At 71.6% G+C, this 23,508-nt stretch carries 21 protein-coding genes; 12 read left to right on the top strand and 9 right to left on the bottom strand.

Annotated features, from left to right (window positions below):
• The first annotated feature begins 88 nt into the window (after positions 1 to 88).
• A complete protein-coding gene (locus ABD286_RS10625) occupies positions 89 to 3,463 on the top strand; it encodes an ATP-binding protein (protein WP_344192967.1) in 3,375 nt (1,124 codons plus the stop codon).
• 44 nt (positions 3,464 to 3,507) lie between these two features.
• On the opposite strand, the gene ABD286_RS10620 is transcribed toward ABD286_RS10625, so the two are convergent.
• The 4 genes from ABD286_RS10620 to soxR all read right to left on the bottom strand — a co-directional run bounded on the left by ABD286_RS10620 (position 3,508) and on the right by soxR (position 7,803).
• Positions 3,508 to 4,233, bottom strand: coding sequence for a hemerythrin domain-containing protein (locus ABD286_RS10620; protein ID WP_344192965.1), 726 nt, complete (start codon positions 4,231 to 4,233; stop codon positions 3,508 to 3,510).
• Positions 4,234 to 4,244: 11 nt separating this feature from the next.
• Positions 4,245 to 6,506: an MMPL family transporter gene (locus ABD286_RS10615; RefSeq protein WP_344192963.1), complete on the bottom strand. Its 2,262-nt coding sequence runs from the start codon at positions 6,504 to 6,506 to the stop codon at positions 4,245 to 4,247.
• Between the two features lie 92 nt (positions 6,507 to 6,598).
• Complete coding sequence (locus ABD286_RS10610; protein ID WP_344192961.1) at positions 6,599 to 7,318, bottom strand: endonuclease/exonuclease/phosphatase family protein; 720 nt, start codon at positions 7,316 to 7,318, stop codon at positions 6,599 to 6,601.
• Between the two features lie 17 nt (positions 7,319 to 7,335).
• Positions 7,336 to 7,803 (bottom strand): redox-sensitive transcriptional activator SoxR, encoded by a 468-nt coding sequence (gene soxR / locus ABD286_RS10605; RefSeq protein ID WP_344192959.1) that lies wholly within the window; start codon positions 7,801 to 7,803, stop codon positions 7,336 to 7,338.
• 105 nt (positions 7,804 to 7,908) lie between these two features.
• Here soxR and ABD286_RS10600 point away from each other — a divergent pair, with 105 nt between their 5' ends.
• On the top strand, positions 7,909 to 9,438 hold the full coding sequence (locus ABD286_RS10600; RefSeq protein WP_344192957.1) for an MDR family MFS transporter: 1,530 nt from the start codon (positions 7,909 to 7,911) through the stop codon (positions 9,436 to 9,438).
• A 46-nt stretch (positions 9,439 to 9,484) separates the two neighbouring features.
• Positions 9,485 to 9,988 carry a mycothiol transferase gene (locus tag ABD286_RS10595; protein ID WP_344192955.1) on the top strand — a complete coding sequence of 168 codons (504 nt, stop codon included), beginning with the start codon at positions 9,485 to 9,487 and terminating at the stop codon, positions 9,986 to 9,988.
• Positions 9,989 to 10,018: 30 nt separating this feature from the next.
• On the opposite strand, the gene ABD286_RS10590 is transcribed toward ABD286_RS10595, so the two are convergent.
• Positions 10,019 to 10,795: a fructosamine kinase family protein gene (locus ABD286_RS10590; RefSeq protein WP_344192952.1), complete on the bottom strand. Its 777-nt coding sequence runs from the start codon at positions 10,793 to 10,795 to the stop codon at positions 10,019 to 10,021.
• A gap of 126 nt (positions 10,796 to 10,921) precedes the next feature.
• Here ABD286_RS10590 and ABD286_RS10585 point away from each other — a divergent pair, with 126 nt between their 5' ends.
• The 3 genes from ABD286_RS10585 to ABD286_RS10575 all read left to right on the top strand — a co-directional run bounded on the left by ABD286_RS10585 (position 10,922) and on the right by ABD286_RS10575 (position 14,012).
• Positions 10,922 to 12,130 carry an endonuclease gene (locus tag ABD286_RS10585; protein WP_344192950.1) on the top strand — a complete coding sequence of 403 codons (1,209 nt, stop codon included), beginning with the start codon at positions 10,922 to 10,924 and terminating at the stop codon, positions 12,128 to 12,130.
• 175 nt (positions 12,131 to 12,305) lie between these two features.
• The gene (locus ABD286_RS10580) at positions 12,306 to 13,124 is read left to right on the top strand and encodes a GAF and ANTAR domain-containing protein (protein WP_344192948.1); all 819 of its coding nucleotides are present in this window, start codon (positions 12,306 to 12,308) and stop codon (positions 13,122 to 13,124) included.
• A gap of 201 nt (positions 13,125 to 13,325) precedes the next feature.
• Positions 13,326 to 14,012 carry a DsbA family protein gene (locus ABD286_RS10575; RefSeq protein WP_344192946.1) on the top strand — a complete coding sequence of 229 codons (687 nt, stop codon included), beginning with the start codon at positions 13,326 to 13,328 and terminating at the stop codon, positions 14,010 to 14,012.
• 117 nt (positions 14,013 to 14,129) lie between these two features.
• Here ABD286_RS10575 and ABD286_RS10570 read toward each other — a convergent pair whose 3' ends face one another.
• A complete protein-coding gene (locus tag ABD286_RS10570) occupies positions 14,130 to 14,894 on the bottom strand; it encodes a maleylpyruvate isomerase N-terminal domain-containing protein (protein WP_344192944.1) in 765 nt (254 codons plus the stop codon).
• Positions 14,895 to 15,013: 119 nt separating this feature from the next.
• Between ABD286_RS10570 and gndA the strand changes: the two genes are divergently transcribed.
• Positions 15,014 to 16,465, top strand: a complete 1,452-nt coding sequence (gene gndA / locus ABD286_RS10565; RefSeq protein WP_344192942.1) for an NADP-dependent phosphogluconate dehydrogenase — start codon at positions 15,014 to 15,016, stop codon at positions 16,463 to 16,465.
• 46 nt (positions 16,466 to 16,511) lie between these two features.
• Positions 16,512 to 17,627 (top strand): App1 family protein phosphatidate phosphatase, encoded by a 1,116-nt coding sequence (locus ABD286_RS10560; protein WP_344192940.1) that lies wholly within the window; start codon positions 16,512 to 16,514, stop codon positions 17,625 to 17,627.
• Here the strand turns inward: ABD286_RS10560 and ABD286_RS10555 are convergent.
• The gene (locus ABD286_RS10555) at positions 17,614 to 19,053 is read right to left on the bottom strand and encodes an MFS transporter (RefSeq protein ID WP_344192938.1); all 1,440 of its coding nucleotides are present in this window, start codon (positions 19,051 to 19,053) and stop codon (positions 17,614 to 17,616) included. The two genes, ABD286_RS10560 and ABD286_RS10555, sit on opposite strands and share 14 nt — an antisense overlap.
• A gap of 47 nt (positions 19,054 to 19,100) precedes the next feature.
• Here ABD286_RS10555 and ABD286_RS10550 point away from each other — a divergent pair, with 47 nt between their 5' ends.
• Positions 19,101 to 19,961 (top strand): Fpg/Nei family DNA glycosylase, encoded by an 861-nt coding sequence (locus ABD286_RS10550; RefSeq protein WP_344192936.1) that lies wholly within the window; start codon positions 19,101 to 19,103, stop codon positions 19,959 to 19,961.
• 65 nt (positions 19,962 to 20,026) lie between these two features.
• On the opposite strand, the gene ABD286_RS10545 is transcribed toward ABD286_RS10550, so the two are convergent.
• Positions 20,027 to 20,410 (bottom strand): metalloregulator ArsR/SmtB family transcription factor, encoded by a 384-nt coding sequence (locus tag ABD286_RS10545; RefSeq protein ID WP_344192934.1) that lies wholly within the window; start codon positions 20,408 to 20,410, stop codon positions 20,027 to 20,029.
• A gap of 76 nt (positions 20,411 to 20,486) precedes the next feature.
• On the opposite strand from ABD286_RS10545, the gene ABD286_RS10540 reads away from it, so the two are divergent.
• The 3 genes from ABD286_RS10540 to ABD286_RS10530 all read left to right on the top strand — a co-directional run bounded on the left by ABD286_RS10540 (position 20,487) and on the right by ABD286_RS10530 (position 22,622).
• Positions 20,487 to 20,927 carry an ArsI/CadI family heavy metal resistance metalloenzyme gene (locus tag ABD286_RS10540; RefSeq protein WP_344192932.1) on the top strand — a complete coding sequence of 147 codons (441 nt, stop codon included), beginning with the start codon at positions 20,487 to 20,489 and terminating at the stop codon, positions 20,925 to 20,927.
• Positions 20,928 to 21,141: 214 nt separating this feature from the next.
• Positions 21,142 to 21,663 (top strand): metallophosphoesterase family protein, encoded by a 522-nt coding sequence (locus ABD286_RS10535; RefSeq protein WP_344192930.1) that lies wholly within the window; start codon positions 21,142 to 21,144, stop codon positions 21,661 to 21,663.
• Positions 21,660 to 22,622, top strand: a complete 963-nt coding sequence (locus tag ABD286_RS10530; protein ID WP_344192928.1) for a hypothetical protein — start codon at positions 21,660 to 21,662, stop codon at positions 22,620 to 22,622. The genes ABD286_RS10535 and ABD286_RS10530 overlap by 4 nt, the downstream gene beginning before the upstream one ends.
• Here ABD286_RS10530 and ABD286_RS10525 read toward each other — a convergent pair.
• Positions 22,609 to 23,424, bottom strand: a complete 816-nt coding sequence (locus ABD286_RS10525; protein WP_344192926.1) for an endonuclease/exonuclease/phosphatase family protein — start codon at positions 23,422 to 23,424, stop codon at positions 22,609 to 22,611. The two genes, ABD286_RS10530 and ABD286_RS10525, sit on opposite strands and share 14 nt — an antisense overlap.
• Positions 23,425 to 23,508: the final 84 nt, after the last annotated feature.

The following is a 23,508-nucleotide window of genomic DNA, read 5'->3' as shown; positions in this document are numbered from 1 at the left end:
ATACCGCTGCCCGGCCCGGGCCGGCAGGCCCGTGACCTGCGCAAAAAAGCCGAGTGTCCCTGCCGGGTCGGCCCCTATCCTCGGTCGCGTGAGAGTGGGTGTCCTCGGCACTGCGGAAGCTCGGCTCGATGGCGTGCCCGTGGACCTCGGGACGCGCAAGCAGCGAGCCCTCGTCGCGGCGCTCGCCCTGAACCACGGCCGGCCGGTGTCCGTGGACGCCCTCGTCGACCTCCTCTGGCCGGCGGGCGCACCCCCGGGGGTCAACGGCACCCTGCAGGCGTACGTCGCAGGGCTGCGCCGCTCGCTGGAGCCGGACCGGGCAGCCCGGGCACCGTCCACGGTGCTGGTCACGGTCGCCCCCGGGTACGCGTTGCGCGTCGGGGACGACGACCTCGACGCGGCGCGGTTCGACACGGCCGTGGGGCGGGCGCACCGGCGCCTCGGGCACGCCGGACGCGTGCAGGACCGGCGCGGCCTGACCGCCGAGGAGCTGGCAGGGATCGTCGCGGACCTCGACTCGGCGCTCGCGCAGTGGCGGGGGCAGCCCTACGTCGACCTCGAGGACGCGCCCTCCGCCGTCGCCGAGCGGGCCCGCCTCGAGGAGCTGCGGCTCGCCGCCCTCGAGGACCGTGCCGTCGCCTCGCTGGAGCTCGGCCAGCACGCGACCGTCGCCGGCGAGCTGGAGGCGCTGACCTCCGCGCACCCGCTGCGTGAACGGCTCTGGGGGTTGCGGGCGCTCGCCCTGACGCGTTCGGGTCGTCAGGCCGAGGCACTGGACGCCCTGCGCGAGGTCAGGGAGGTCCTGGCCGACGAGCTCGGTCTCGAGCCGGGCCCGGACCTGCGCGACCTGCAGGCGGCGATCCTGCGGCAGGACCCGAGCCTGCAGTGGCGGCCCCCCTCGGCTCCGTCCGACGCCCAGGCTCTGACCCGGACCGGTCGGCAGGCCGGTGCCGGGGCCGGGCGGTCGTCGGTGAGACTGGGCGAGATCGAGTCCGTCGTCCCCACCCTGCCGCCGTGGCCCATGGTGGGTCGCGAGGCGCAGCTCGCCGCCGTCGTCGAGCAGCTCGAGCGTGCTGACGCCGGTACGTCGTCCTTCGTGGCGCTGGTGGGTGAGCCGGGCATCGGCAAGAGCCGGTTGGCGGCTGAGCTGGCCTCGGCCGCGGGCGCTCGCGGGGCAGCGGTGCTCCTCGGCCGTTGCTCGCAGGACGACGGCGCACCACCGCTGTGGTCCTGGCAGCAGGTCCTGCGGGGGATGGGGCGCGACCTGCCCGAGCTGCCCGACGACGGCAGCGCGCCCTTCCGGGTGTGGGAGGAGATCGTCGCGGATGTCGTCGAGGCCGCCCGGGGGCGCACGGTCGTCATCATCCTGGACGACCTGCACTGGGCCGACGTCGCCTCGCTGCGGGTGCTGCGCCTGCTCGTCGAGAGCGTTGCCGCGGCGCGGCTGCTCGTCGTCGGCACGTGGCGCAGCCGACCCGAACCCGACGGAGCCCTCGCCGACGTCGCCGAGGCGCTGGCCCGGCGGCACGCCCTGCGCGTCGACCTGCACGGGCTCGCGCCCGGAGAGGTCAGCCGCGTGGTCGAGACGATCGCCGGCTCGCTGCCCACGTCCGCGCAGGCGCAGGAGCTCGCGCACCGCACCGACGGCAACCCGTTCTTCCTCGTCGAGTACGCCCGCCTCGCGCGCGACGGCGGTGGCCTGGTCGCCCTCGAGGGCGAGGCAAACCCGCCCTCGGCCGTCAACGACGTGCTGACCCGCCGGCTCCAGCGGCTCCCGGAGGCGGCGCTGGCCGCCCTGCGCTGGGCGGCGGTGCTGGGCCGGCAGTTCGACCTGGCCACGCTCGCCGAGGTGGCGCAGACCGACGAGGACGACCTGCTGGACAGCCTCGACCCGGCCCTCGAGGCGGGCCTGCTGCGGGAGGACGGGATCGGCCTGTACCTGTTCGGCCACGCCCTCGTCCGGGACACCATCTACAACTCCCTGTCGGCGACCCGTCGTGCCCGGGCGCACGCCCGCGTCGCGTCGACGCTGCAAGGTCGTGCGGGCCGCGAGACCGAGCTGGCGCGGCACTGGCTCGGAGCCGGTCCCGCATATGCCGCCCGCGCCTGGCTCGCAGCGGTGTCGGCGGCGGCGGTGGCCAGGCGCCTGCACGCCTACGACGAGGCGGTGCAGCTGCTCGTGTCCGCCCTGGACACCCTTCCGCAGGACCAGGACGGCACGCTGCACGAGCGCTTCGACCTGCTCTGCGACCTGGCCGACGCCCGGCGTTGGGCGGGTGACTGGTCAGGGCTCGTCGCGGCCGTCGAGGAAGCCATCGGTGTCGCGGACCAGATCGGGGACATCGAGCTCCTGGCTCGGGCGGCCACGATGACGGCGGTGGGGGCGCTGTGGCAGTCCGGTCCCCACGGCAGCGTCAACGAGGTCGTCGTCACCGCCCTGCGTCGCGCGCTGGCCGCGCTCCCCGCCGAGGACGGCGCGCTGCGCTGCCGGGTCATGCTCAGCCTGGCCCTCGAGACCTACTACGGAACAGGCTTCGAGGAGCGCAGCGCCCTCGTCGACGAGGGGCTGGCCATGGCCGAGCGCATCGGCGACCCCGCGCTGAGCCTGGACGGCTACCAGCTGGCGTTCGTCGCCCTCTGGTGCCCTCGCACGGCCGTCCAGCGCCGGCTCTGGGTCAGCGAAGCCATGCGTCTGGCCCACCAGCTCGGGGACGACAGGGCCTACGTCGTCACGACCACCTTGCGGGCGGTGGTGTCCGGCGAGCTCGGCCTCCCCGCAGAGATGTGGGAGCACGCCGCCGTGGCGCGGGACGCCGCAGAGCGCCAGCGGCTGCCCTACGGGATCATCGTGCTCGACAGCACCGAGCTCCCGTGGCTGGCCATGGCGGGCAGGTTCGAGGAGTGCGAGCAGAAGATGGCGAACATCCAGCTGCTCGACCAGCGGATGTCGCTGCACCAGACCGATGACGCGACCCTCGGTGCGCTGATGGCCCTGCGCGTCTGGCAGGGCCGGTCCGCCGAGGTGACGGATGGACTCATGGCTGCCGACGCGCACAGCGTCCTGCCACTGTCCGCCGTCACGGCCATGTTCCTCCTGCGCGCCGGTCAGGAGCAGATGGCGCGGGAGTACGTCGCGACCCACACCCTCGACCTCGAGCCGGACGACTGGTTCTCCATGCTCACCTGGTGCTCGTGCGCCCACGTGGCCCTCGAGCTCGAGGACCGGGAGCTGGCCGCACGCTCCTACGAACGCCTCGCTCCGTACGAGGGGTTCTCGTGCTGTGCAGGATCCGGTGTGGCGCTCGGTCCGGTGGATGCGTTCCTGGCCTTCGCGGCAGCGGCGGCCGGTGAGGTCGCCGTCGCGGGCCGGCACGCCGATCGTGCGCTCGATCTCTGTGAGGACTGGCAGGTCCCGCTGGCCGCGCAGTGGGTGCGCGACCAGCGGGACCGCTTCGGCTTCTGAGCCCCGGGAGCACCCGGGCGTCGCCGTCCGCCGCTCCGTCGCCGTCAGGAACGGTCGACGTAGGCGAAGGCGACCGCCTCGCGCCGGGCGAAACCGCGGCGGGTGAGCAGCCACATGACGTGGTAGGCCCGGCCGGTCACGCCGAAGACGCTGCGGCGCAACGGTGCCGGCACGCCGTGCATCGCCCACGGCACGACGGCCAGGACCTCGCCCAGGGACAGCCCGGCCCGGAAGTGCTCCTCCTCGAGCTGCTCCCAGTCCTGCGCCGTCAGCACGTGCTGGATGATGGCGATCGCCTCGGTCTCCTCGTGCTCGAGGTGTCGCCCGAGGTTGACCCGGGCAGCGGTCAGCCGGATGGTGAGGGCGGCCCTGGCGTCTCTGTCCGCGTGCTGCGCGAGCCGCGCGAACCCCGCCGCGCACGCCGTGAGCACCGGGTCGATGTCCGCGTGCTCGGCCTCCATCGCCTCCAGGGTGACCCTGCCCTGGTCATCGGTCCGGTCCAGCAGGATGGGCCACAGGCCGGCGTCCTCACCCGAGTGGTGGTGGTGCAGCGCCGCGGCGAAGACCTCCCAGCGGGCGGCGAGGGCTCGCCAGGTCGTGCGAGCCTCCACGGGCGTCGCCGCGGCGGCGGCGGCAAAAGCCGCCAGGTCGCGTCGGAACGCGTGGTGCATCACGTACATCATCGTCATGTCGACGGGTCCCGGGTGCGCTGCCGCCTGTCCGGGGAAGCGCAATTGCTCGGGCCAGCTCGGTGCGGTGGTGGTGGTCATGGTCGTGCCTCTCAACGGGCGCCGACGGGCTGGCGCTCGCCGTCGCGATCGGTGGTGTGGTGGATGGTGCGATCGGTGGTGTGCTGGGCGGCCAGGGCGCCGGCCGGGAGGGAGGGGCGTGCCGAGGAGACCGGTGTGGCCGACAGGTCCGGGTCGTGGTCCTCGACGCGGACGGTGGGCAGCACCCGGTCGAGCCAGCGCGGCACCCACCAGTTGAGGTCGCCGAGCAGCGACATGGTGGCCGGGACGAGCACCATCCGGATGACGGTGGCGTCGAGCAGGATCGCCGAGGCCATGCCGACGCCGAGCATCTTGACGACGGCATCCACCTCGGTGGCGAAGCCCAGGAAGACGGCGACCATGATCGCGGCGGCGCTGGAGATGACCCGCCCGGTGGCGGACAGGCCGCGGACGACCGCGCCGTGGGAGTCGCCGGTGCGCAACCAGTCCTCGCGGACCCGCGACAGCAGGAACACCTCGTAGTCCATCGAGAGCCCGAAAAGGATGGCGAACATCAGGATCGGGACCCAGCTGGAGACGGCCATGGGGTGGTCCAGCCCGAGGAGGGAGGCACCCCAGCCCCACTGGAAGACCGCGGTCAGCACGCCGTACGCGGCCCCGATGCTCAGCAGGTTCATGACGGCCGCCTTGAGCGGCACCACGACCGAGCGGAACACCATGGCGAGCAGCAGCACGGACACCAGCACCACGAAGGCGATGACGACCCAGAGCCGGTCGGCCAGCATCTCGGCGATGTCCGAGAAGAACGCGGTCGTGCCGGTGAGCTCGACCCCGGCCGGCAGCTCGTCCCGCAGCCCGGTGACGAGGTCGCCGGTGCGCTCGTCGGTGGGGGCGAAGGTGGGGATCGCGTCGAACACCGCGATCGCCCCGTCGGGCGAGATGGTCGTGGGCAGGACGCGGGCGATGTCCTCGTGACCCCGCACCGTCGCGGTGAGCTCGGCGAGCTGGGCGGAGCCCACCACCGAGCGGTCGACGACGAACGTGAGGGGCCCGTTGGCCCCGGCGCCGTACTCGGCGGTGACGAGGTCGTACGCGCGGCGGGTGGTCAGGTCGGTGGCCCCGCTGCTCGCGTCCTGCGGCCACGTCCGCATGTCCAGCGCAGGGATGGCCAGCGTGAGCATGAGCACGGTGGCGGCAGCCGCCCACGGGAGCGGGTGACGTCCGACGCGAGCAGCCCAGCGAGCCGTGAGCGGTGTCCGTGCGGGCTGGATGGCCGACGGCGCCGGCGAGCCGGTGGTCAGTGACTTGCGGGCCCGACGCGTCCTGCGGGGCAGGAGTCGCAGCCCGGCGAACCGCGCCAGCACCGGCACCAGGGTCAGCGAGGCGAGGGCAACGGCCACGACGGCGATCGCGGTCGCGAAGCCGAAGGAGCTGTAGACCGGCAGGCCTGCGAGCCGAAGGCCCATGAGGGAGACGAGGACGGTGCTGGCTGCGAAGACGATCGACCGTCCGGCGGTGGCGCACGCCCGGCCCGCGGCCTCGGCGACAGGCAGTCCCTGCTCGAGGTACTCGACGTGTCGGGTGACGAGCAGCAGTGCGTAGTCGATGCCGACGCCGAGGCCGACCATGGTGGCGACCATCGGGGCGGCCGTGCTGACGTCGGTGGCCGCCGCGAGGAGCGTGATGCCGGCACTGCCGACGCCCAGGCCCACCAGCGCGGTGCCGATCGGCAGCCCCGCACCGGTGACCGACCCGAACGCGAAGACCAGGATGACGAGCGCGGCGACGATGCCGATGATCTCGCCGCGGCCCTCCATCGGCGCCACCGCGCTCTCGGGCAGCTCGCCCCCCAGCTCGACCTGCAGACCGGTGGCGCGGGTCGGCGCAACGGCCTGCTCGAGGGGCTCGAGCTTGCCCATGAGGTCGGTGTCGGTGACCGGGGCGTCGTACCCGACCGTGAGCACGGCGGTGTCGCCGTCGGCGGAGACCTCCGGCGGCAGCACGGCGACGACGTGGGGCATCGCCTGCAGCCGGCCGGTCAGGGCGGTGATGGCGGTCGCGTCGGGCGCGCCGCCGGTCCGGTCGTGCACGACGACGCGGGCCGAGGTGTTCCCGGCTCCCGGCAGGTGCGCCCGGAGCTGTTCGATGCCGGCCTGGGCGCGGGCACCGGGGACGTTGTAGTCGTCGTGCGGTGTGCCGCCGAACGTGGCGGCGAGGCCGGCGACGGCCGCGGCCACGACGAGCCAGACGGAGAGCGTCCGCCAGGGGTGGAGCGCAGCGCCTCTGCCGAGACGGTGGAGCAAGCGAGACATGGTGTTCGTCCTTCGAGTGGGGTGGTGCTCGGTCGACAGACAGCCTGCGACCGGGCACTTGCACCCCACTTGGGACGGACTTGGGGTCCCCCCTAGGGCACGTCGACCTCCACGAGCAGCGCGGCGTGATCGGACGCCGGCGACGCGATGACGCGCGCCCCGAGTGCACGGACCCCGCCGCCGACCCAGACGTAGTCGATCCGCCGCGGCGGCAGCTCGGCGTCGAACGTGATCCCCTCGCCCTCCCCGACCGTTGCCCAGGCGTCGTCGAGCCGGGTCGTGAGGTGGGTGTGGGTCGGCGACCCCGGCGTGGTGTTCAGGTCACCGAGCAGCAGGGTGGGCCGGTCGTCCAGCACCGCCGTGATGGCCCGGGCCTGGACGAGCCGCTCGTCCTCGCTGTCCCACTGGAGGTGGGTGCCGAGCACCCGCAGGACCGTGCCGCCCACCTCGACGGTGGCCTCGAGCAGGCCGCGCTGCTCGCTGCCGGGGAAGCACGGCAACAAGCTGGTGGCGATGTCCCGCAGCGGGCGGGTGCTGAGCAACGCCGTCCCGTACTGCGCCCTCGGCGCACCCGGGTGGGCCGGCTCCTCGTCCAGGCACGCTGCATACGCGAGATGCATCCCGAGCCTCTGCGCGAGGTGACCCGGCTGGTCGGCGAACGTGCTCTGCTCGCGGCGGTGCCGGTCCACCTCCTGGAGGGCGACGAGCTCGGCGCCGCTGGCCGCGATGACGTCCGCCAGACGGTCGAGGTCGAGGACGCCGTCGATGCCGACGCCGCTGTGGATGTTGTAGGTCAGGACGGGGAGCTGCACGGTCCCAGCCTGCCGGATCAGCGAGGCGCGCGGCGCAGGAGTGGCGGGAGGTATGCCGCGCCGGGAGCGTCCTCGGTGGCCGCCGCCTTGTCGGCGGGGTTGGAGATGCCGCACTGCTTGAGCGACAGGCAGCCGCAGCCGATGCAGGAGTCGAGCTTGTCGCGCAGGGCCTCGAGCGCCTCGAGCTGCTCGTCGAGGCGGGTGCGCCAGTGGCCGGAGATGCGGTGCCAGTCGGACTTGGTGGGGGTGCGGCCCTTCGGGAGGCCAGCGAGCTCGGTGCGGATCTCCTCCAGCGACAGGCCGACGTTGCTCGCGGCGCGGATGAAGGCGAGGCGGCGCAGGACGCTGCGCTCGTACCGGCGCTGCCCACCCGAGGTGCGCGACGCGTCGATCAGCCCCTGCTTCTCGTAGTACCGCAGCGCCGACGCCGCGAACCCGCTGCGCTCGGCCACCTCCGACACCGTGAGCACGTCCGTCGGCTCCATACCGCCCCATCCCTCAAGTGCGCTTCAGGTTCGAAGTCTCGCCGCCCAGCCGGCTGGAGGCAAGCGACGGAATAGGGGACCGTCGGGGCGGGGTTGTCCCTGTTCGTGACGCAAACCACGGAGACCCCGGAGACCAGGAGCGGTGTCGGCCTGCGCAGCGAGCGTGGTCCTGTGCTGCTCGCGGTGATGATGTGCACCGCGCTGGTGGCGATCGACTCGACCATCCTCGCGGCCGCGGTCCCGGCGGTGGTCAGCGACCTCGGCGGGTTCTCGCAGTTCCCGTGGCTGTTCTCGATCTACCTGCTGGCCCAGGCCGTCTCGGTCCCGATCTACGGCAAGCTCGCCGACGGCATCGGCCGCAAGCCGGTCATGCTCATCGGCATCGCGCTCTTCCTCATCGGGTCCATCCTCTGCGGAGCCGCGTGGTCGATGCCGCTGCTCATCGCCGCCCGCGTCATCCAGGGCCTCGGTGCCGGCTCGGTGCTCCCGATGTCCATCACGATCATCGGCGACATCTACTCCGTCGAGGAGCGGGCCCGGGTCCAGGGCTTCATCGCGAGCGTATGGGGCGTGGCCGCCCTCGTCGGTCCGACCCTGGGCGGCGTCTTCTCCGAGTACGTCTCGTGGCGCTGGATCTTCTTCGTCAACCTGCCGATCGGGGCGCTGGCCACCGTGCTGCTGCTGCGCGGGTTCCACGAGAACATCGAGCGCGTCCGGCACCGCATCGACTGGGCCGGCGCGATCCTGCTCACGACGGGGGTCTCGCTGCTCATCCTCGCGCTGCTCGAGGGCGGGCACTCGTGGGAGTGGCTGTCGCCGGCGGGGATCGGCATCGTGGTGGCTTCGGTCGTGCTGCTCGTGGCATTCGTGTTCGTCGAGCGCCGGGCGGCCGAACCGATCCTGCCGCTGTGGGTGTTCACCCGTCGCGTGCTCATCGGCGCCAACCTCGCCTCGCTCGTCATCGGTGCCGTGCTCATCGGCCTGACGTCCTACGTCCCGACCTTCGCCCAGGGTGTCCTCGGCTACGGCGCGCTGCTCTCGGGTCTGGCCCTCGGGGCGATGACCATCGGCTGGCCGATCGCGGCGGCCAGCGCCGGGAAGATCTACATGCGGTTCGGGTTCCGCAACACCTCGATCCTCGGTGTCGTGTTCGTCGTCCTCGGCAGCGCGCTGCTGCTGCTCGTCGACGAGCGGACCAGCCTGTGGGCGATCGCCGCGTACACGTTCGTCGTCGGCGTGGGCCTCGGGTACGCCTCGGTCCCCACCCTCGTGGCCGTCCAGTCGTCGGTCGACTGGGACCGCCGGGGCGTCGTCACCGCCACCAACCTGTTCTTCCGCTCGCTCGGCAGCGCGGTCGGTGTCGCCGTGTTCGGGGCGATCGCCAACGCAACGCTGGCGCGGGACTTCCAGACCCCGCCGGCCGGGGCGACCGGCACCCTGCCGAAGACCGCGGACGACGCCGCCGTGGTGCTCGGCGACCAGTCCGGCGTCACGGCTGTGGTCCGCGACTTCGTGCGTGAGTCGTTGACCAGTGCGACCCACCAGGTGTTCATCGGCGTGCTGGTGCTGGCAGCGACGATGATCATCGCCGTCCTCGTCATGCCCCGCCGCAGCGAACCCCTCGTCTTCGACTGACCCACGGTCCGAGCAGTGTCGGGACGCCAGACGTAGGGTCGAAACCATGACTCCTGCCGAGCTGCTCGTCGACGGTTTCACCCGGATCCAGGAGGGCGTGCACAGCGCGGTCGAGGGCCTCACGCCCGACCAGCTGGCGCACCAGCCCGGCGAGGGCGCCAACTCGATCGGCTGGCTCGTCTGGCACCTCACCCGCGTGCAGGACGACCACGTCGCCGACGCCGCCGGGCTCGACCAGGTGTGGACCAGCCAGGGTTTCGAGCGCGACTTCGGCCTCCCCTTCGAGGAGACCGAGACCGGGTATGGCGCGTCGCCCGAGGAGGTCGCGCAGGTCAAGGACCTGACGGCGGACCAGCTCACCGGCTACCTCGACGCGGTCCACGCGCAGACCGTCCGCTGGGTGAAGGGGCTCGCCCCCGACGAGCTCGACCGCGTGGTCGATGAGCGCTGGGACCCGCCGGTGACGCTCGGCGTGCGGCTGGTCAGCGTGGTCAACGACGACCAGCAGCACGTGGGCCAGGCCGCCTACGTCCGTGGACTGCTCCCCTGACAAGCGGGGGGAGGCGGTGGCGGTGACGCGTCAGCGGTAGCGCTTGGCGAGGTCGATGGTGCGCTGGGCGTAGTCGCCGCCGAAGAGGACGGCGTGCACCATCAGCGGGTGCAGCTGGTGCAGGGCCACGCGCGCCTGCCATTGGGCGTCGAGCCGATGCTGGTCGAGGTACCCGCCGACGACGAAGTCCCAGTGCGGGCAGCCGAACAGCGCCAGCATCGCCAGGTCCGTCTCCCGGTGGCCGCCGTGCGCAGCGGGGTCGATCAGCACCCCACCGGACGCCGTCCAGGCGATGTTGCCTGACCACAGGTCGCCGTGGATCCGGGCCGGGGCCGACCCGTCGTCGAACTCGCCGCGCGCCACGCGACGGGCCACCGCCTCGAGCACGGCCACGTCACCCCGGTGCCAGAGCCCGCGGTCCCGCCCGAGCGGCAACATGGCGAGGATGCGCTGCTCGGCCCAGAACTCGCCCCACGAGGAGGTCGGCCGCAGCGGCAGCGGCAGCAGCTCGGTCGCCGGACCGAGGAACCCGTCCCCCGACCACCCGGGCGGCGCGCTGCCGAACGCAGGTGCCCCCGCGTCGTGGGTCCGCGCCAGCCGCGCCCCGAACTGCTCGGCCATCGCCGGGTCGGGGTTGACGAACGACAGCCGCCGCAGGTCCAGGTGGTCGTCGCCGACCTCGACGACCTCGACCACCGGCACCCCGCGGGGGGCGTCCGCCAGCCACGCCAGACCCGCGGCCTCCCACCGGAAGTAGCCGTCGGGAGCCGAGGTGCTGCCCTTGCGGAAGACCGGATCGGCACTCACCCGGCCATCTTCGCCCACGTGCACCGGGAAGGGGCACACGCGGCATACCGGAAATTTGCCAAGCCCGTCCCGCTCCCATAACCGGCGTTCGCCCGCTGTATGCCGTGCTGCTGGCAGGTTGCGTCCATGCCACAGCAGCTCACCATCCGAGTGCGCCCACGCCTTGCACTCGTCGCCGTCCTCCTCCTCGTCGCGTTCGTCGCGACCACGGCGCGCACCGCCACCGCGGCCGCGCCCCTCACCGTCAGCCAGGCGATCGCCACCCAGAACAACTCGGTGCAGACGGTCCGCGGCTACATCGTCGGGGAGCCGGTGGCGACGACCACCGTCAACCGCAGCGGGTTCACCGACGACCTGGCCATCGCGCTCGCGGACACGGCGGGTGAGACCAGCACCTCGAAGATGGTCTACGTCCAGCTGACGTCCCAGTGGCGCTCGACCTGGGGGCTGAGGACGAACCCGTCCAAGATGGGCACGCAGGTCGACGTCACCGGCACGCTGACCGCCTACTTCTCGCACGCCGGCCTGAAGTCGCCGACGGCCATCAGCGCGGTCGGCTCGACGCCGAACCCGACGACGACCACGACGACCCCCACCTCGACGACCTCGACCACCAGCCCGAACCCCACCGGCACCACCGGCCCGTACGACGGCACCTACTACGCCCCGGCGATCGGCAAGACCGGCAGCGCCCTCCGCAGCAGTCTGCACACCATCATCAAGAGCCAGACCGTGCTGACCTACGACCAGGTCTGGAACGCCCTCAAGGACTCCGACCAGGACCCGAACAACACGAACAACGTCATCGAGATCTACTCGGGGCGCTCGATCTCCAAGGCCGACAACGGTGGCGGCGTCGACCAGTGGAACCGCGAGCACGTCTGGGCCAAGAGCCACGGCGACTTCGGCACGGTGAACGGCCCCGGCACCGACGTCCACCACCTGCGCCCCGAGGACGTCACGGTCAACAGCGACCGCGGCAACCTCGACTTCGACAACGGTGGCACGGCGGTCAGCCAGTGCTCGGACTGCTGGCGCGACGCCGACTCCTTCGAGCCCCGCGACTCGGTCAAGGGCGACGTCGCCCGGATGATCTTCTACATGGCCGTCCGCTACGAGGGCGACGACGGCTGGCCCAACCTCGAGCCCAACGAGTCGGTCAACAACGGCACAGCGCCGTACATCGGCAAGCTCTCGGTCCTCAAGGCGTGGAGCGCGGGCGACCCGCCGGACGCGTTCGAGAAGCGCCGCAACCAGGTCATCTACGACACCTGGCAGCACAACAGGAACCCGTTCATCGACCACCCCGAGTGGGTCTCCTCGATCTGGCCCTGAGCGGATCGGTGCCGGTCCGGCGTCCCACCAGGCGCCGGCCCGACGCACCACCGGAGCCGGTCCGGTGGGCAGGAACCCGAACGCGCAGGTCAGGCCATGGATAGAGCCTGACCTGCGCGTTCGGTGCGGGTATCTTGTGGTTGACCCCGCAGGACCGTCCCGCCCAGGAGCACGCATGGCCGACCAGGTCACCGACCAGAACATCCCCACGGCACCCCTCGTGGCGACCCGCCCGTCCGAGGTCGCCGAGGCGCAGGAGCTGGTCGACCAGGCGGGCGAGCGCAGCCTCGATCAGGCCGAGCAGATCATGACCGAGCTGGCCGGCAACCTCGACGGCGTCGACGACCTCACGCCCTACCTCGAGCGCCTCGTCCAGGCGGTCAACGCCAACATCGACGGGTGCGACGCGGTGGGCGTCACGGTGGTCATGGAGGACCGGCCGCGCACCGCGGCATACACGACCGCGGGCACGCTCGAGATCGACGCGGTGCAGTACGCCGTCGGCGACGGCCCGTGCCTCGACGCCTTCCGCAACGGGCGCGAGAACCTCGTCGACTTCACCGGCGGCGAGGAGCGCTGGCCGGCCTTCATGCAGGGATGCCAGCCGGGGGCGGTGCAGACGTTGCTGGCGCTTCCGCTCGTCTCGGGCGGCCGCCGGTACGGCGCGCTCAACCTCTATGGCAACGAGCGGCACGCGTTCGACCACACCGAGCTGCGGCTCGCCCGCCTGGCAGCCAGCCGCGCGGCCGATGCGCTGGCGGCCGCCGTGATGCTCGCCGGTGCGCGTGAGGTCGCGGGTCAGATGGAGCAGGCGATGGCGAGTCGCGCCGTGATCGAGCAGGCCAAGGGGGTCCTCATGGGTCGGCACAGCATCGACGAGATGGTCGCGTTCGAGCTCATGCGGCGCCAGTCCCAGGAGCAGAACCTCAAGCTGCGGACCCTGGCCGCACAGATCGTCGGAGAGGTCCGTTCTTCCCGTTCCGAGGCGATGTGAGCTAGTCTGCACAACACCTGAAGCAACCGGGTTTGGCCGATCGGCCATCCGGTTGCTTTTTTTGTTGCCCTGGAAGGGGTGCAGATGAGAGGTCCACACCGCGCCTGCAGTCACGGCGCCACCGGTCGTAGGTCACGTACGGCCCACCCGACCAACCTCGCGTCGTGGTGCAGCCCCCAGGTCCCGGGCAGCGCACGGTCGATGCACGTCGTCGGTCCCCGCACCGGGCGCATCGGCACCAGCTTCGTCCGTCCCTCGCGGCCGGCCACGTCCGACGCGAGCACCCTGCTGCTCTACGTCATGGACGTCTACGACCCGTGGTCGTACGCCTACCTCCCGTCCGTGAGCGCGGTGCTCAGTGCCGCCTGCTCGCTCGTCGACGTGGAGATCGTGCACGCGGGCCGGTATTCAGCCCAGCCCACCTCTGCGCTCGCGGCCAGCGTCGCCGAGGTCCGGGCCCGCACCGATGCCCACTTCGGGGCGGCGTTCCTCACGTCACTGCGGTCCGGGACGCTGGAGCTCGACGCCGAGGGCGCCGCGGCAGGCATGATCGCGCTGCTCGCCAGCGGTGAGATGCCGGTGTCGACGGTGCTCGGCGCGGTCCAGCACGAGTTCTTCGTGGGCGGCAGCCCGCTCGAGGCGCCGGGAGTGCTGACTCGCGTGGCGACCCGGCTCGGGCTCGACGCCCCCGCCATCGAGGTGTTCGCGGCGTCGGCGCGGGCTCGTGAGCTCGCTGTCGAGGACTTCGCCGTGGCCAAGGAGCTCGACATCGACGGTGGGCCGCTGCTGCTGGCCAGCCACGGCGACCGGTTGTTCGAGTTCGACGGCCTCGGCGCGACGGGTGAGCGGCTGGTCGACCAGTTCCGCACCGTCCTCGCCAAGCCGTAGGTCCCGCTCAGGGCAAGTCAGTACCAGGGCGAGGCAGTACCAGGGCTCCGGGCCGGGTCGCGAGGCTGAGCGACCCGACCCGGCTGGTCCCGTCGAGGATGTCGGGTTCCGGCTCCCTCAGGCGCCGGGCTCCCAGTCGACCAGCCGGTCGAGCACCTTTGCGTCCCCGTCGAGGGTGAGGCGGTCGAGAGGCACCCGGGCGTAGAACGACAGCACGAGGTCGCTGGCGGTCGCGCGGCCGACGAGGTCGGCGCCGGTGTGCTCGTCGGGCCACCGGTCCACGTCGGCGCCGGCGCCGTCGAAGCGCATCCGCCAGCTCGGACCCTCGGTCACGACGTAGTCGAGGACGGCCGGTTCGTGCGGCCAGGCGTAGGTCGTGGCAACGCAGGTGAAGAGGAACTCCTCGACGCCGTCGACGGCCACCTCCGACGGGAGCGGCTCGGGTGCGCCGATGGTGAGCTGGGCGTCGTAGGTGTGGACGGCGATCTCCTGCACCTGGTGGCGGGCGACGGCGCGACAGGTCGACGGCGACTGCGAGTCGGTCCACGGGGCCCAGCAGCCCCGCTCGGGGTCGACGCCCTCGAGCGCGTCGAGCAGCGACTGCGCCGCGGCAGCCAGCCAGGCGACCAGCTCCTCGCGGTCCCGCGGCATCTCGGGGACGTCGTCGGGGACGACCTTCCCCGTGGCCCCGGGACCGGCGGCGACGGTCGCGCCCCAGGCGAAGCGCCCCATACCGATGTGCTGCGCGAGGTCGCGCAACGTCCAGTCCGGGCAGGTGGGGACCTGGGCGTCCAGGTCGGGGGCGGCGGCGATCGCCGCCCGGAAGGCCACCGACCGCTCATCGATGAGACGGAGCAGGTCGGGGAATTCCAGAGTGGTCACCCGCGCTGTCTACCAGTGCAGGCGGCTCGTCCGACAGCGATTTACCCAGCTGACGGCGCCCCGGTGGGTCACCCCACCCCGCCCACCACGACCTCACCCCCGACCCCGAGGAGCTCTCGATGACGTCCACCGACCACGCAGCAGGCAGCGCCAACATCGGGGTCGTCGGGCTCGCCGTCATGGGCTCGAACCTCGCCCGCAACCTCGCCAGCCGCGAGGGCAACACGGTCGCGGTCTTCAACCGCTCGCCCGAGAAGACGGACACGCTGCTCGAGGAGCACGGCGACCTCGGCTTCGTGGCGAGCAAGAGCATCGAGGACTTCGTGGCGTCGTTGGCCACGCCCCGTACAGCCATCGTCATGGTGCAGGCGGGCAAGGGCACCGACGCGGTCATCGACCAGCTCGCCGACCTGTTCGAGGAGGGCGACATCATCCTCGACGGCGGCAACGCCAACTTCCAGGACACCCGCCGCCGGGAGCGCGACCTCGCCGAGAAGGGCATCAACTTCGTCGGCGTCGGCATCTCCGGTGGTGAGGAGGGCGCCCTCAAGGGTCCGTCGATCATGCCGGGTGGCTCGGCCAAGGCCTACGAGACGATCGGGCCCATCCTCGCGTCGATCGCCGCGGTCGCCGAGGGCGAGCCGTGCGTGACGCACGTCGGTGAGGACGGCGCCGGGCACTTCGTGAAGATGATCCACAACGGCATCGAGTACGCCGACATGCAGCTCATCGCCGAGTCCTATGACCTGCTGCGCCGCATCGGTGGCCACGAGCCGGCCCAGATCGCCGACGTCTTCGCCGAGTGGAACTCCGGCGAGCTCGAGTCGTACCTCATCGAGATCACCGCAGAGGTGTTGCGCCAGGTCGACGCCAAGACCGGCGGGCCCCTCGTCGACTCGATCCTCGACCAGGCCGGGTCCAAGGGCACCGGCGTCTGGACCGTGCAGAACGCCGTCGGCCTGGGGGTGCCGGTCAGCGGCATCGCCGAGGCGGTCTTCGCCCGCGCGGTCTCCTCCAAGCCCGACCAGCGGGCAGCGGTCCGCGCGACCCTCCAGGGACGGCCCGAGGTGCAGGAGCGCACCGACTCCTTCGAGGACGACGTGCGCAAGGCGCTTTACGCGTCCAAGGTCGTCGCCTACGCGCAGGGGTTCGACGCGATCGTCGCCGGTGCGGCCGAGTACGACTGGGACATCGACAAGAGCGCGATCGCCAAGATCTGGCGCGGCGGCTGCATCATCCGCGCACAGTTCCTCAACCGCATCGTCGACGCGTACGCCAAGGACGCCGGGATCACCACGCTGCTCGAGGACGACTTCTTCGCCGCGGCCATCCGTGACGGCGAGGACGCGTGGCGTCGGATCGTGGCCACGGCCGCCCTGTCGGGCATCCCGGTGCCGGGGTTCGCGTCGGCGCTGAGCTACTACGACTCGCTCGCCTCGGAGCGGCTGCCGGCCGCCCTGGTGCAGGGTCAGCGCGACTTCTTCGGCGCCCACACCTACCAGCGCGTCGACGGCGAGGGCACCTTCCACACGCTGTGGTCGGGCGACCGTTCCGAGGTCACCACCGACTGACCTGCTCGGCTCGGTGCTGGTGTCCGGCAGGCCATAGGGTCGTCGCATGGCTCGCCCCCACGCTGCATCCATCGTCGAGGACGCCTGGCACCGCCGGGTGGACTCCTTCCTGCGCGGGCGCGGGTGGGGCACCCGGGTGCTCGGGCACACGGGGTACGGGTCGCAGGAGTTCGTGCGCGTGCTGGGTCGGGTGCTGCTCACCCGTCGTCCGGAGGACCACCCCCGCGCCGACGCCGGTGCCGGTGGCTCGGAGCTGCGGCGGGCCGACGACGAGCGCCGTGGATGGCGGGCGTTCATCACCGCCCCCGCGATGAACGTGCCGGTCACGGTCACCATCGGGGACCGTGTCGTGGAGACCTCGAGCGACCGCAGCGGGTACATCGACGTCCGGATCCCCGACCCGGGCCTGCCCGCCGGCTGGCACGAGGTCACCCTCGCGGCCGTGGGTGCGGAGAGCATCGAGGCGTCGGTGGTCATCGTCGGTGCCGACGAGAAGATCGGCCTCATCTCCGACATCGACGACACGGTGATCTCGACGTCGCTGCCGCGACCGATGATCGCCGCGTGGAACACCTTCGTGAAGAGCGAGAACGCCCGTCACGTCGTGCCCGGGATGGCGACGATGTACCGCGCGCTGCTCGAGGAGCACCCCGGTGCCCCGATGGTCTACGTCTCCACGGGCGCCTGGAACACGGCGCCGACGCTGACCCGCTTCCTGCGCCGGCACGGCTACCCCGCCGGTCCCCTGCTGCTCACCGACTGGGGCCCGACGAACACGGGGTGGTTCCGCTCCGGCCAGGACCACAAGATGTCCTGCCTGCACCGGCTGGCCAACGAGTTCCCCGACATCCGCTGGGTGCTCATCGGCGACGACGGCCAGCACGACCCGAAGATCTACGGTGAGTTCTCCGACCAGCGCCCGGACCGTGTTGCAGCAGTGGCGATCCGCGAGCTCACCCCTCAGGAGCAGGTGCTCTCGCACGGCATCCCGGTGTCGCTGGAGGAGTTCGAGCCGCTGCGCAAGCGCCAGGAGGTGCCGGTCTGCCGTGCCGGCGACGGCTACGGCCTGCGCCCCCAGGTGGAGCACGTGCTCGAGGTGCTCGCCGAGGCCGACGACCAGCTCGCGAACGACGGGACCGGCGAAGCCGTCATCGAGCCGTGAGGTCGAGGTGCGGCTGGGCGGCGCACGGCGCCTCCCGCTTCGCCAGGCCCACCGCGGTGACCACCGCTCCCAGCGCGACGAGCCCGGCGCTGACGAGCATCGCCGCCCGGTACGCGGGGGCCAGCAGGGCCGGATCGGCGTATGCCGCGCCGCCCAGTCCCACGAGCGGCGGCAGGGCAGCGACGGCGATGAGTCCGGCGGTGCGGGACACCGCGTTGTTGACGCCGCTGGCGGTCCCCGCGAGCTCGTCTGGGGCGGCGGCGAGGACGGTGCCGGTCAGCGGTGCGACGGTCATGGACAGCCCGAGGCCGACCAGCGTCATGCCGGGCAGGACGTGGAGCACGAAGGATGGGTCGCGCGGGGCGAACCCGAGCAGCACGAATCCCGTTGCGGCGACGAGCGTTCCGCCGACCATGTAGCGGCGCGGGCCGTGGGCGGTCGCGAGGGCGCCGAACCGGCTGGCCAGCAGCAGCATCGCCACCGACAGCGGGAGCGTCGCCGCCCCGGCGGCCAGGGCCGACCAGCCGGCGACGACCTGGAGGAACAGCACGACGAAGAGCAGCGCCGACGACAGGCCGGCGTAGACGAGCAGCGTGACGATGTTGATCGCGGTGAAGACGCGGTCGGCGAAGAGGCGGGGCGGCACGAGCGGGTGGGTGGAGCCGCGCTCGGCCAGGGCGAAGACGACCAGCGCCAGGACCCCGACGACGCCGGCGCCGAGCGAGACCGCCCCGGGATTCTCGGGGGCGACGGTCAGGGCGTAGGTGATCCCCGCCAGCCCGACGACGGCCAGGACCACGCCGCGCACGTCGAACTGGTGGCTCGCGTGCTCGTTGCGCGACTCCGGCACGAACCGCCACGTGAAGAAGACGACGAGGGCGCACAGCGGCACGTTGAGCCAGAACGCCCAGCGCCAGTCGAGGTCGACGAGGTAGCCGCCGACGATCGGTCCCGAGGCCGAGGCGACGCCGAGCAGCCCGGTCCACGAGCCGATCGCCGCCATCCGGTCCTCCCGGCGGAACGACGCCTGCAGGATCGCCAGGCTGCCGGGCACCAGGAGCGCCGCACCGATGCCCTGGATGCCGCGGGCGAGGATGAGCAGCTCGACGGTCGGGGCGAGGGCGCACGCGATCGACGCGGCACCGAAGGCGGCCACGCCGACGGCATACACGCGCCGCCGACCGAACCGGTCGCCCAGGGAACCGCCGAGCAGGATCAGGGCGGCGAGGCTGAGGGCGTAGGCGTTGACGACCCACTGGAGGCCAGCGAGGTCGGCGTCGAGCTCGCGGCCGATGGTCGGGAGGGCAACGTTGACGACGGTGCCGTCGAGCAGGGCGATGCCGCTGCCGAGGATGGTCGTGGCGAGCACGAGCCGGCCGCGGTGGGTGCCCATGTGCAGCAGGTCGTCGGTCTTCTCGCTGGTCATCGCGCTGTCACCGGGACATCGTCGCACCGCTGGGACACAATGGGCGCGTGCCGGAGCTGCCCGAGGTCCAGGCGCTCGTCGACTTCCTCGCCGAGCGGACCGCCGGGCTGGCCGTGACCAGCATGGAGCTGGGGTCGTTCTCGGTGCTCAAGACGTTCGACCCGCCGCCTCAAGCGCTGTCGGGAGTGCCGGTGGACGCGGTGTCGCGGCACGGGAAGTTCACCGACCTCGACTGCGACGGCGTGCACCTGGTCTTCCACCTCGCCAGGGCGGGGTGGCTGCGCTGGTACGACGCCGTGCCGAACACCGTCCTGAGGCCCGGCAAGTCGCCGATCGCGGTGCGGGTGAAGTTCTCCGACGACTCCGGCTTCGACCTGACCGAGGCGGGGACGAAGAAACGGCTCGCGGCGTACCTCGTGCGCGACCCCGCGGACGTACCGGGGATCGCGTCGCTCGGACCGGACCCGTTGGCCGACGAGTTCACGAGAGAGGCCTTCGGCGAGCTGCTGGACGGACGGCGCTCGCAGATCAAGGGGCTGCTGCGCGACCAGGGCTTCATCGCCGGCATCGGCAACGCCTACTCCGACGAGATCCTGCACGTCGCGAAGATGTCGCCGTTCGCGATGGCCGCCAAGCTCTCACCGAAGGACGTGGACCACCTGTATGCCGCGTTGCGCGACACGCTCGCCGGTGCCGTCGCCGCCGCGTCGGGCAAGCCCGCGAAGGACCTCAAGGACGCCAAGCGGGCGGGGATGCGGGTCCACGGCCGGACGGGGCTCGAGTGCCCCGTGTGCGGTGACGAGGTGCGCGAGGTGTCGTTCGCGGACTCGTCGCTGCAGTACTGCGCCACCTGCCAGACCGGCGGCAAGCCCCTGGCCGACCGCCGCATGTCCCGCCTGCTGAAGTGAGCCGTCCCGTCGGACGCTGACCGATGCACGTGACGACCCTTCCGCGGGCGAAGGGCTCGCCCGGGTCAGGTCCGGGCCGCCGTGACCGTGCCGGTCTCGAAAAGGCTGGTCAGTCCCGCCACCGCCGCTGGCCTGGCCCGGTAGTAGACCCAGGTTCCGCGCTTCTCCCTGTCGAGCAGTCCTGCCTGGAACAGGGTCTTGAGGTGGTGGCTGATCGTGGGCTGGGACAGGTCGAAGGCGTCGTTGAGGTCGCAGACGCAGGCCTCACCACCTTCGTGGGACAAGATCATCGACATCAGACGCAGGCGCACCGGGTCGGCGATGGCCTTGAGCAGACCGGAGACCTGCTCGGCCTGCGCGGCGGTGAGGGGTTCGCGCGCGAGTGGGGCACAGCAGACCAGTGGGCTGTCGCGCTCGAGCAGCGGCAGCTCGCGAGAAGAATTAGACACTCATCTATATTGACAGACGCCGATGGCGAGGACAAGGATCCACCACATAGACATTCATCTATCTAGTGGAGGCATCATGTCCCGCATCCAGCTGGCGCTTCGCGTCGCCGACCTCGACGGCTCGATCGAGTTCTACTCCCGCCTGTTCGACACCACGCCGGCCAAGCGTCGCCCCGGGTACGCGAACTTCGCCATCACCGAGCCCCCGCTCAAGCTGGTCCTGCTCGAGGGCCGGCCCGGCGAGGACACCCGGATGGACCACCTCGGGGTCGAGGTCGAGTCCACCGACCTAGTCGCGTCCGCGACCAACCGGCTCGCCGACGCCGGGTTGGCCACCAGGACCGAGGACGAGACCACCTGTTGCTACGCAGTCCAGGACAAGGTGTGGGTCACCGGGCCCGGCAGCGAGCCCTGGGAGGTCTACACCGTCAAGCGTGATGCCCGACCCGACCTCGAGGGCAGGACCAGCCTCGACCTGTCCGAGGTGTCGGGCGGCGGCGCCTGCTGCCAGGCCTGATCGACCGCACGGAGGGCGCGCACCACCTCGGGTGGTTCGCGCCCGTCGGTGCTCGCAGCGACTCCCGCCGGGTGAATGGCTAGCATTCGTTGCTCGCACCGACTGGGCGACCAGTGCTCACCGGTGGACGCACTTCGCCCAGAAGGATCAGCTCTGTGCCCACTCGACGTGGACGGTCACCCGTGATCCCTTCAACCGTGGGTCGTCCCTCGACATGACGACCCGGCTGTTGTTGATCGCAGACACGCACCTGCCCAAGCGGGCCAAGGACCTTCCCGCTGTCGTGTGGGCTGCCGTCGATGACGCCTACCTCGTCCTGCACGCCGGGGACTGGGTCGATGTCGCTGCACTGGACGCGTTGGAGGCCCGGGCGACGAGGCTGGTCGCGGTCGTCGGCAACAACGACCACGGGATGCTGCGGGAGCGGCTGCCGGAGTTCGCGACCATGACCGTGGAAGGGCTGCGCCTCGGCGTCGTGCACGAGACCGGACAAGCGACCGGCCGCGAGAGCCGCTGCGACGCGGCATACCCCGACCTCGACGTGCTCGTCTTCGGCCACAGCCACATCCCGTGGGACACCACCACTCCCCGCGGTCTGCGCCTGCTCAACCCGGGGTCGCCGACCGACCGCCGCCGCCAGCCGTTCTGCACGTACATGACCGCCGTGGTCGAGGACGGCGAGCTCGCCTCGGTGGACCTGCACCAGATCGCGCGCCCGACCGGAGGCCAGGCATGACCGCCACGAAGCCACTCCCCCTCTACCGCCGACCGGAGGAGCTTGGCCGACGTGCCGTCGGCGTCGTGGTCGAGTTCGGGGCCAAGGCGTATGCCGCCGCGGCCGCCCTGAGCGTCGCCCTCAGCGACTCCGAGACGGTGGGCGGCAAGGTCAACGACGCCGTCCACGCCGTACCCAACCTCCAGGAGCGGTACCGCGAGGCGATGTACGTCGTGGACCACCGCGAGCAGATCCAGACGACGCTCGACTACGTCAACGCCAACGCGCTGAGCGCCGCCGAGCTCGAGACGGCCGCGAGGGAGAGCTCCCAAACCGTCGGGCGCATCAGCACGACGTACGGCGAGGTCAACCAGGCGTGGGACTCGTTCAAGAGCATCAGGCCGACCAACATCCTCGACACCGTGCCCGAGGCCAAGGGCCACCTCGAGACGGCGTGGTCGCAGAAGCCTCCGCTCGACTCGATCCAACGGCTCGCCGACGAGGCCGACAAGGTCGCGCCGCTGCTTCGCCAGCTCGATGGCCTCGACGTCGACTTCGCGCGGTTTTACACCGGCCTGCTCAGCGTGCTGGACAACTTCGCCAGCGACGAGATCGTGGGGACGCTGTCGGTGATGGCGCTGGCGTTCGGGGTGGCGTGGGTCGTTGGTCTGGCCGCTGGCTTCTGGGGTCGACGCGGTCGGCCCGGCATCGTCAGCGGGACGCTGCTGCGGTTGGGGACTCTCCGATATGGACGGTGGTACGCCCGCAACCTCGAGTACGCGCTCGGCTCCCCCGTGTACGCCGTCGCTCGCCGACGTATCCAGGCCGACATCGTCGCGGACCCGGCGAAAGCCCTGGACCCCGACGCGCTCCGCGAGCTCGAGAGCTGGTTCGCGCGTCGGGGCCCAGGGCCGGACAAGGCCAAAGGCCCCGGATCAGGCAGGGCCGAAGGTCTGGCCAAGGGCGTCAGCCGACCCTGACGTCCGCTCGGGCGATGAGCAGCTCGTGGTCGGAGTCGGTGGAGATGGTCTGGATCCCCTTCGCGTCCCCGAAGCCGGTGCGGTTCCGCGAGAAGAACACGTAGTCGATCTTGCGGTGGTTGCCATCCTTGCTGGTGGCGGTCCAGTCGCCGGCGCGCGCGGTCGCAGTCTGGTCGCCCTCGGTGAACCGACCTCGACCGTTGAGGGCGTACATCGAGTCCATCTCGGGCTTGCCCGGGCTGGCGTTGAAGTCACCGGCGACGACCACGGCGTGGTTGTTGGTGATCCAGCCCGAGGTGATGCTGGCGATGCGGGCGGTCTGCTTCGCGCGGACGTTCTCGGTGTCCTTGGACACCAGGTGGGCCGAGCAGATGTGGCGGACCGGGCTGGAGCCGTACTTCACACAGGTGAGCCGCGGGTTGCGGGTGCCGTCCTTCGGCAGGTCGTAGCTCTCCTTGGCGCCGTTCGCGCCGCCGGTCCAGATGGCCACGGTGCCGACGTCGTTGTTGGTCCCGCAGCCGTCGGCCTTGCTGAGCTTGTAGTTGATCGTCCACGCAGGGTTCTGCGCGATCAGGGTGTTCTTGTCCGACTGGCACACCTCCCGCAGCGTGATGCCCTGGGCGCCGATCGTCTTCGCCTGCTGGACGGCCAGGGCGATGGGGGCCCACTTCTTCTCGACGTTGTGCTGGACGATCTTGACCCGCTGCTCGGCTGCCTGGGCTGGCGCAGCGACCGAGGCGGTGAGGCCTGCGGCGGCGATCAGGCCGGCAGCGAGACCGGCGGCGGTGCGGCGTGCGGACATGGCTGTGCTCATGGAAAAGACTTCCCCTCGGTGGTTTCCCCTCGCCGCAGCAGAACGCCACGGCGAACCTGTCGACGACATGTC

Origin of the sequence: Pedococcus aerophilus, from assembly GCF_039532215.1 — a bacterium.
In the GTDB taxonomy this organism is placed as follows: domain Bacteria; phylum Actinomycetota; class Actinomycetes; order Actinomycetales; family Dermatophilaceae; genus Pedococcus; species Pedococcus aerophilus.
The sequence above is the reverse complement of the archived record's forward strand: the minus strand, read 5'-3'. Positions and strand labels throughout refer to the sequence as shown.